The sequence below is a fragment of the Alicyclobacillus tolerans genome (assembly GCF_900142255.1).
In the GTDB taxonomy this organism is placed as follows: Bacteria; Bacillota; Bacilli; order Alicyclobacillales; family Alicyclobacillaceae; genus Alicyclobacillus_I; species Alicyclobacillus_I tolerans.
The window spans coordinates 1-1,083 of sequence record NZ_FRAF01000072.1; the positions used below are offsets into that span (position 1 = coordinate 1).

General features: G+C 43.8%; 2 protein-coding genes. Both read right to left on the reverse strand.

From position 1 onward, the window contains the following. Positions 1-143: 143 nt before the first annotated feature. Positions 144-452 carry a type II toxin-antitoxin system RelE/ParE family toxin gene (locus tag BUA75_RS15415; protein WP_242650357.1) on the reverse strand — a complete coding sequence of 103 codons (309 nt, stop codon included), beginning with the start codon at positions 450-452 and terminating at the stop codon, positions 144-146. Further along, positions 449-862 carry an AbrB/MazE/SpoVT family DNA-binding domain-containing protein gene (locus BUA75_RS15420; protein WP_083574427.1) on the reverse strand — a complete coding sequence of 138 codons (414 nt, stop codon included), beginning with the start codon at positions 860-862 and terminating at the stop codon, positions 449-451. The genes BUA75_RS15415 and BUA75_RS15420 overlap by 4 nt, the downstream gene beginning before the upstream one ends. Positions 863-1,083: the final 221 nt, after the last annotated feature.

Here is a 1,083-nt window from a genome sequence, read left to right on the forward strand (position 1 = left end):
GCGGTCTGGCGGTGCCGAAGAACCTGGAAGCGTGGTTGAAATGAGGGCGAGGCCGCTAAGGCTTCGCTTCTTTCTATATGGCATGGAGACAATGGAAGAGGAGTAATGAAACGATGGACTGGAAGTCACCGTGGGTCTATTTATTACTGTATATACTTTTTAATTTCATCCCAAAAATTCTCACGAGTTCCAGCCATATAAAAAACAATGGATTGCGGTTCACCATTTTCGTCTTCGATTACGACATAAGCGATCTCGTAGTTTGTACCACTGTATTTGATGTCGTATCCCCAAAATCCCTGTAAGTCACCAATTTTGGCTTGTCCACTATAGGGATTCTCAAGGATATGTACGACAGCTTGATGAAACAGGTTTTTCAAAGGTTTCTCGACAATCTTCTTAATGTATCGTTCGAATGGAGGACGGCTGCTAAACGGTAACAGTGGAATCAAGCCTCCTGTTTGCCCTTATCGTCACGAAACAGATCAGCAACCTGCTCTTCTGGAGAGCTATTGGAATAGAGTCCTTGTGCAACCTGGTGTGCTTCATCCAGCATGCGCTTCACAGCTGGACGAATTCCAGACCGTAAGCGTTGAAATTCTGCAAGTAGTTCATCTCCGCTATAACCTTGCTGAATTAAGTCTTTGAGGATTTCCTCAGAGAAGTCATCCCCACGCCGAACGGGACGAATGACAATTTCATCGCCACGTAAAAAGCATTCTACTTCGTTATGAATCCCAAGTTCACGATAATACTGTATGGGCAATGTGATCTGCCGACCCTTGGAGACGCTTATGATTTTAGGCTTTCCGTCCATATGAATCCCCTCCGTGTGACACTCTTTCGTCAATAGGGTGTTCATATTGTATGCCTCCTTAAACGAATAAAGAATTTTTTTCTTAGTTACTAAGTTTCTTATTTTTTATTATACGCCCGCAAGTCAAGAGAACGTTCGTTGACATACTCTTCCTAAAGGCAGGTGGAAGATGTTGACAACAGAATATATTTCCCTGACAAATTCCATGTTCCGGACGAAAAATGAAGGACACTGAGATGTCGATGAACGGCGAAGCTCACGCGAGC

Excerpts from the sequence above, each read along its gene's own strand:
- BUA75_RS15420 (WP_083574427.1), bottom strand. The coding sequence starts at position 862 with ATGAACACCCTATTGACGAAAGAGTGTCACACGGAGGGGATTCATATG.